General features: G+C 46.0%; 7 protein-coding genes, 2 tRNA genes and 1 pseudogene. 8 read left to right on the top strand and 2 right to left on the bottom strand.

Features of this window, described 5'->3' with window-relative positions:
- From JKK62_RS02560 to JKK62_RS02535, 6 genes and pseudogenes are all read left to right on the top strand, one after another.
- Positions 1-270, top strand: a pseudogene (locus JKK62_RS02560) (hypothetical protein); the annotation flags it as partial.
- Between the two features lie 411 nt (positions 271-681).
- Complete coding sequence (locus JKK62_RS02555) at positions 682-1,356, top strand: hypothetical protein (RefSeq protein WP_201426843.1); 675 nt, start codon at positions 682-684, stop codon at positions 1,354-1,356.
- Positions 1,353-1,532, top strand: a complete 180-nt coding sequence (locus tag JKK62_RS02550) for a hypothetical protein (protein WP_201426842.1) — start codon at positions 1,353-1,355, stop codon at positions 1,530-1,532. Before JKK62_RS02555 ends, JKK62_RS02550 begins: the two co-directional genes overlap by 4 nt.
- A 163-nt stretch (positions 1,533-1,695) precedes the next feature.
- Positions 1,696-1,947 (top strand): DUF3846 domain-containing protein, encoded by a 252-nt coding sequence (locus JKK62_RS02545; RefSeq protein ID WP_201426841.1) that lies wholly within the window; start codon positions 1,696-1,698, stop codon positions 1,945-1,947.
- A 46-nt stretch (positions 1,948-1,993) separates the two neighbouring features.
- A complete protein-coding gene (locus JKK62_RS02540) occupies positions 1,994-2,554 on the top strand; it encodes a hypothetical protein (protein WP_201426840.1) in 561 nt (186 codons plus the stop codon).
- Positions 2,555-2,718: 164 nt separating this feature from the next.
- The gene (locus JKK62_RS02535; protein WP_201426839.1) at positions 2,719-3,114 is read left to right on the top strand and encodes a hypothetical protein; all 396 of its coding nucleotides are present in this window, start codon (positions 2,719-2,721) and stop codon (positions 3,112-3,114) included.
- Positions 3,115-3,781: 667 nt separating this feature from the next.
- Here JKK62_RS02535 and JKK62_RS02530 read toward each other — a convergent pair.
- Together JKK62_RS02530 and JKK62_RS02525 are read right to left on the bottom strand one after the other, a co-directional pair.
- Positions 3,782-3,857: transfer RNA gene (locus tag JKK62_RS02530), tRNA-Ala, on the bottom strand.
- Positions 3,858-4,108: 251 nt separating this feature from the next.
- Positions 4,109-4,184 (bottom strand) — tRNA-Ala (locus JKK62_RS02525).
- 210 nt (positions 4,185-4,394) lie between these two features.
- On the opposite strand from JKK62_RS02525, the gene JKK62_RS02520 reads away from it, so the two are divergent.
- Positions 4,395-5,804: an NCS2 family permease gene (locus JKK62_RS02520; RefSeq protein ID WP_201426838.1), complete on the top strand. Its 1,410-nt coding sequence runs from the start codon at positions 4,395-4,397 to the stop codon at positions 5,802-5,804.
- Between the two features lie 490 nt (positions 5,805-6,294).
- Complete coding sequence (locus JKK62_RS02515; protein WP_201426837.1) at positions 6,295-7,515, top strand: IS110 family RNA-guided transposase; 1,221 nt, start codon at positions 6,295-6,297, stop codon at positions 7,513-7,515.
- Positions 7,516-7,620 lie beyond the last annotated feature (105 nt).

Raw genomic sequence — 7,620 nt, 5'->3', positions numbered from 1 at the left:
TACAGCTATCCGGCGGGCGAAGAAGTCGAATTGAAATGGGGAGACGCGTGGTGCGTTTCCGCCGGAGAAATGTACAACTGGGTAAAGGAAAGCGAAGGCGTTACTGACTGGACAGAGAGGTTTCACCAGGTTTTGGGTGTGCCGACGTCAAAGAATTACAACACGGTCACCGCGCTTTGGGTCGACCCGGGCGTTCTGAACCGTCCCGCTTATGTAACCGACATAACCGCCCCGATGACGAATACATATCAGCCCACGGGTAACGAGTAATTCGATCAGCGCTACAAGTCGTGGTTCGATTCAAATATCCTTTGGTCTTATTTCGACAGTGCGTACCCATGGACAAGACTAGGATATACATATGACTGGGCGGACAACGGCAAGGAATACGGCTTGAGCGAATTCCTGATTTTTAAGGGCGCATCTGCCAAGGTTGAATATACATACAGCATCGACGATTTCGTCGCGTATGTAAATACACTGTAAAATATAAAAGAGCAGCGGACAATCCCAAACAGGATTGTCCGTTTTTTTAAAAAAAATTTCAAAACAGCCGTTTTGAGGGCTTTTTTGATGGAAGTTTGATGGATAGAGCATGCTATAATGATGTATGTATGCAAATATCAATCATCCCGATGACCGAAAACAACAGTCAAAGGACATCAAAGAGGAGGAAAACACATGAAAAGAAAAACATTCAGGCGATTGACAGCGACGCTGACCTGTAAAAAGGGTATCGGCTGCGGCTATGACAAAAAAAATCAACATGCGACCCTGAACATTTACGGAACGGGCAAGATCGTCGCCACCGGAAAAAAATATTATGCGGGCGTCGGCGGACGAGAAAACGAGACGAGCGGCAATATCAATATTCACGGCACGACCATTGAAGCAACAGGCGGCTCCTACGGTGCAGGCATCGGCGGCGGCGACGAGGGAAAGAAGCCCGACAAAACAACGGCTATTCGGATCTACGCCGGCAATATCACAGCCACGGGCGGCACTGATGCGGCAGGCATCGGCGGCGGCAATGAGCAGCCCGGCGCGCGCACATACATCTACGGCGGCAATATAACTGCCACAAGCAAGAAGCTCGGCGCAGGCATCGGCGGCGGTGACGAGGAAGGCACGATGGGCATCTGGATCTACGACGGCACGGTCAACGCAACCGGCGGTGAGAGCGGCGCTGGTATCGGCGCCGGCGAGGATGGAGGAGATTTGCGCGAAGCAAAAGACGGCGGCGTCAATATTCTCGGCGGTAATGTTACCGCAAAAGGCGGAAAAAACGGCGTAGGCATCGGCGGCGGACGTGCCGAAAACATGAGCGGAACGATCACGATCAACAGGTCAGGTTGAGTCAATGGAGCGAAATGGTGCGTGAGCGTGAAGAAAGCGGATTGAGCATCAGAGAGTTCTGCGCAGGAAAAGCAATCAGACCGTTTTCCAACGAAGAGCTCGAGAGCTTTATGCCGTGGAGCGACGAGTTGAAAGAATCCATCGCAAGCAGAACAAAACCGACACCGTTAACATAAGATTTAAGGATTATGCATAAAACGCAAGCCCTCGGCTTTTGCTGAGGGCTCGATTTATGTCTGATGGTGTGGTTGTTAAGCGCTTACGATATTTGTATCAGAAAACGCTTAAAATCTACATTTTGTTCTTTTACTACACATTATGTTTTAGTACGCATAATCAATGTTATGTGGTGCACCACATAATGTCGGCAACGAGGAAGGTAAAATCAACGGGCTGCCGTTTAACAGAGCCTTACGCGATGAAAGCAGTGCAATTCTGGATTTAATGTTCGGTACGTTTTTTATCTGCGGCTTGGGAGAGGAAAACTTCACCGACATTCCCGATCAGGCAATCCCGAAGTATTCAAAGATGTTTTCCCGCAATGAGTTTCTCATTAAGACGGAAAGCGGAGTCGGCGTATTTACTTTATAATATATAGGGCTGTGCTATCGGCAGGACGGGCAGAAAGGATATGATTATGGAATTTACAAGCATTCCGCTCAAAGGCACCGAATATCTTTATACCTACCACAACAGTCAGCAGATTTCAGGTCAGACTGGCTTGGTCGGCTACCTCAGAGCCGACTTTGGCTCAAGCGACTGCGGGTTCTTTCATACTTGGAACGAACATCGCGCCGACTACAACACGGACGAGTTCAAGGCTGAGTTCTACGCGGCAATTGACTATTTCTGCGAAAAGGGCAGATTTCTCCACAAGCGGCGCGATATGGCGAATTTCTGCTATGAGGTTGGCAAAACCTTCGAGTATGAGAATGGCAGAGAGTTTGGTGTCAGGGTGGATTCTGAGCATTATGCTTTCCTGATGCGCCTGAATCCGAACAAGGGCGAGTATAACCTGTATTGCTATTGCTACAAAAAAGATTGGTTAGACAGCCATCTGGAGCGTTCTGGGAAGGGTATCCGCTTCATTGATTCTAAATACAACGACTTGTTCAGAATTTCCGATGGCGGTTGTATTACAATCGAGTATCCCGGCGAGAAGCCTGTTGAGCGTTACTGCCGATTCATAGATAATTAGCACGTTGAAATCAAAGACAATATCTATCATATCTGTGAATTTGCGGAACGTATGGAAAGCGCAGGAGCAATCTACAAGGCTGTCAAAGAATAACGAAATACAAAAACGGGTTCGAGTGGACAATTTGTCCACTTGACCCATCGACGAACAAAAGGAGTATTGAAATGGAAAATGAAATGATGACATGGGCTGAGGTTTTTAAGGAACGATTAGAGAGTATTCGGCAGGAGCTTGACGACACTTTTGGATATAGTTCAAAAGACGGATTTATTCTCTCATTAAGCGAGTTGTCCAGCCCGATAACTTTTGCGGAATACATTGCAGACTGCGAAATGGATGCATTTGAAGATTATCGGGATGGAGTACCTGAATGGGACGATGAAGCCGAAAAGCTTTTTAGAACATCGTATTTGCCAAAAATCAAGGAGATTGCGGAAGAATGGGAACAGCAGCTCTTAAGTTGCGCTGAGGAATACGATCGTACCCATCCTGCCGCTAACGGAGAATCAATGACCGAATTTTTTACAGAATACTTTACCCACTATTGGGGCAGGGGATAGAAATGAGTGGACAAATTGTCCACTTTGGCAGAAATTTAGCCTTGGTCATTATTGCGGTCATTGCAGATTTTTGTCCTGACGCAAAAGCAGGGCAGTGGACAAATTGTCCACTAACCCTGCATGATTCTTTCTTCTGTTGGTAATTGTAATCGGATTGTAATATGATTCGACAAATTTCGATTGACATTTATTTCCAACTGATATATAATCTTATTTGGTATGGTTTATATAAAAGAAAAAGACAGCCCACGTCTACCAAACCAAGCTGTCATTTCTCCAAGTATAAACTGTGCCACACAACTGAATAGGATTGTATCTGATACTCAACCGTCATATAAGAGTTACGCGATGACCTCTGACTTTTAAGCCAATCCTGTTACCAGCAGGAAAGCGACCAACACACAGTTGTTATTCTACCGGAATAACCTTATGACGGAGTAAGAGCCTAATCCACTCTGCAAGAGGGGAAATCTGTGTGAATTTCTCGATCTTGTTTAGTAGCTACATCGACATCTCACTCTCATGTTGGGAAACATCAAGAGGATAGTGCTTGTAACGAAGTTTACATGACGTTGTTGAATGGGATAACGATACGAAACCATTTTAACTGTATTCTGTTGTCTGGCACGGCATAAACAGCCGAAAATTGCTATTTATACCGCGCTTTTGGTGGAGATAACGGGGCTCGAACCCGTGACCTCTTGACTGCCAGTCAAGCACTCTCCCAGCTGAGCTATACCCCCATGAGATAATATTCTGTTTTGTTTAAATCGCGCCGCAGTTTTGACTGCGGCACTTCTGGTGGAGATAAGGTGCGTTTGAAAGCGCGAAACGATCCATCTCGCATGATGGGTTCAGAGATGAAAGAAAAGTTTCATCTGTTTTCTCCCTAAAAACAGTCCACCGGACTGTTTTCTTAACGGTCGCCTTCGAATCCCCGGAAAGATGGGCGGATTCTTTGGCTAATCGGTTGCCGCAACTGTGCAACTCTTTCTGGTGGAGATAAGGGGATTCGAACCCCTGACCTCTTGAATGCGAACCAAGCGCTCTCCCAACTGAGCTATACCCCCAGACGCAAGATATATTATATCATACAAATTTTAGTTTGGCAAGATTTAATTTAAACTTTTTTAGTCTTTTTTCGGCGGCAAAGTAGGAAATATACCTAAAAATTTTACAAATCAGCTTATTATTCTAATAAAGACTTGAAAAATTTATATTATTTGATATAATTCTATTTGGAAATTCATTTCCAAAAAAAATATGAGGAGGAACTTTCTTTGGAAAAACTATTCAAACTAAAAGAGAATGGTACTAACGTCAGAACAGAGATTGTTGCCGGTGTGACAACGTTTCTGGCGATGGCTTACATTCTCGCTGTCAACCCGAGCATTCTTTCGGCGGCAGGTATGCCCAGCGATGCCATTTTCGCTGCGACGTCCATCTCTGCGGCGTTCGCTACTCTGATTATGGCGTTCTTCGCGAATTACCCGGTTGTTCTCGCTTCGGGCATGGGACTTAACGCATACTTCGCTTTCTCCGTTGTACCTCAGCTCGCGTCGCAGGGCATAACTGACCCGTGGAAGGTAGCATTGACCGCCATTCTTTTCGAGGGTGTTATCTTCATCATTCTCTCTATCTTCAGGTTCAGAGAGACTCTGGTCAACAAGGTGCCCAAGAACCTCAAGCTCGGCATTTCGGCAGGTATCGGTTTGTTCATTGTTATTGTCGGTCTCAAGGGTGCCGGCATTGTTACCACCGACGCGTTCGCGACTGTCAGCGAGACCGGCGAGGCGGTTGTTTCATCGTCAACTCTCGTTAAGCTCGGCAACGTCGCTTCTCCCGAATTCGTTCTCGCGATGGTCGGCGTCATCGTAATCGCCGCTCTCTGGCACTTCAAGGTCAAGGGCTCGATTCTTATCGGCATTATCGTTACATGGGTTCTCGGAATCGTCGCCCAGCTCACCGGCTGGTACCACGGTATTTCCGTAATTCCCGATTTCAGCAACTATACCGTATTCGCTCCTGTTCAGTCCATGGCTGAGAATACCTTCTGCAAGTTTGATTTCGCTTATGTTGTACAGAACGGCGTCAACTTCGCGGTTATCGTATTCGCATTCCTCTTTGTTGATCTTTTTGACACAGTCGGCACACTTATCGGCGTTGCTCAGGAAGGCAAGCTTCTTAACGAGAAGGGCGAGCTTCCCAGAGTTGGCCGCGCGCTTATGTCTGACGCACTCGGTACCGTAGGCGGTTCCATTCTCGGTACTTCTACCGTTACCTCTTATGTTGAGTCCACCACCGGTGTTGCTGAGGGCGGAAAGACAGGTCTTACCGCGCTGACTTCTGCTGTACTCTTCCTTCTGGCTTTGCCTCTTTATCCGATTTTCCTTGCGATTCCGTCCTTCGCGACCACTCCTGCGCTTGTATTCGTCGGCTTGCTGATGATCAAGAACGTAACCAAGATGGATTTCGACAGCGACATCGCAGACACAGTCGGTGGTTTCTTTGCTATCATCACAATGCCCTTCACATACTCAATCGCGAACGGCATTATGTTTGGTATAATCACGTGGGTAATCCTCAAGGTTATCACAGGCAAAATCAAGGACATTCATCCTGTCATGTGGGTATCATTCGCGTTGTTTGTTGTGCGAATAGTAACCATAGTAATGGGAGTATCTTCATAAATGCTTTTTCACCCGTCGGTTTCGGCGGGTGATTTTTTGTAAGAATCGCCTTCAAATCCCTTGTCCTCCTGAGTTTGCGGTAAAAAATATAACGGACACCCTAGTGGGTATCCGTTATATTTGGCGGAGGACAAGGGATTTGTTGTTCCGCGATGCTCCATTTCGCCTGAGCGGTTCAGTGCGAACTGAATGCTTTCATCAGCTCTCTCCCTGTTACAATATATTTAGTCGGGTAAAGCCCTTGCAGCCGGTAAGGGATTACTCGAATTCGTTACTTAAGCTATAATGAAAGCGGTAATTGGATTGACGACGCTCTCCGTGAGTTTTACGCTCGTATTTTAGACAGTCATCCACGCTTTCATTATAGCGTTCGTTTTGTGCAGGTTGTGCCACCGTTGCCGGTGCGTTCGTGTCACCCAACAGATTGAATAGGTAATGAATAAATTGCTTGGATTTATCCGATTACAAACAATTATTAGGAGCGATGAAGATGAACGCAGTAGGAATTGATGTATCCAAAGGAAAAAGTACAGTTGCTATACTCCAGCCTTTCGGCGTAGTGGTGGCTGCGCCTTTCGAGGTGTCTCACACGGACAGCGAACTTGACCAACTTGCTAAGAATATCAAGAAGCTGTCCGGTGAAACAAGGGTTGTTATGGAAGCGACGGGAGTATACTATGAGCCTGTTGCCCGACGTCTCCACGAACACGGTATATTTGTTTCCGTAGTCAATCCGATGTTAATCAGCGACTACGGTGGCAACACTCTGCGTAAAGCTAAGACGGATAAGAAAGATGCGATAAAGATAGCTTCTTACGCTCTCAACTCATGGCTTGATCTAACTGAATACAAACCGGAAGAAGACATCAGAAGATCTTTGAAAACTTTGAACAGACAAGTCAAAAAGGTTATCAAAGTCACTAATATGTTGAAAAACAACTTGATTTCTCTGACAGATACCGCTTTTCCGGGGATAAACAAGCTGTTTTCTTCGCCCGCAAGAGATTCTGACGGTCACTTGAAGTGGGTTGACTTTGTTGCGAAGTTCCCTCACCGTGATACCGTGGCAAGATTATCACTCAATGCTTTTAAGAAAAAATACAAGAGTTGGTGCGAAAAAAACAAATACCACTATCAAGACAGCAAAGCGGAAGAAGTTCATGCTCATGCAAGAAAGTGTGTTGCCGGAGTTTCTGCCGAAGAAACATTTTGCCTGATGATCGCCAAAGCCGCAGAATTCGTAAATGCTGCCTGCGAAAATGAAAACGCTCTGAAAAAAGAAATGAACAGGTTATCTTCTACATTGCCCGAATATGAGGTCGTTATGGGTATGTACGGCGTCGGCGAATCAACCGGACCGCAGCTTATGGCTGAGATCGGCGATACAAGACGCTTCCATAACAGACGGGCAATCACAGCATTTTTCGGATATGATACCGAACCGGATGATTCAGGGCAACACATTTCCAAATCCCGTCCCATCACAAAAAAAGGCTCGTCTTCTTTAAGAAGAACACTATTTATTATCATTAGGGCGATTAGTACCCAAAAGCCGATTGATAACCCTGTTTATGTATTTCTTGACAGGAAACGCTCCGAAGGAAAACATTATTATTCTTACATGACTGCCGCAGCAGCAAAATTTTTGCTCATATATTACGCAAAGGTCAATGAAGTCCTCAACGAAAAGGGTACGTCGGTGTGCACATAAATCCGTCTATTCATAGATTCTGAACCGGAGGCGATACGTAGGCACGGCACAGCCGCTTGACCTTGACGGGTTATCATAAAAATGCTACAATCGGCAATCCGACGG

It is taken from the genome of Ruminococcus difficilis (assembly GCF_016680995.1).
The sequence above is the reverse complement of the archived record's forward strand: the minus strand, read 5'-3'. Positions and strand labels throughout refer to the sequence as shown.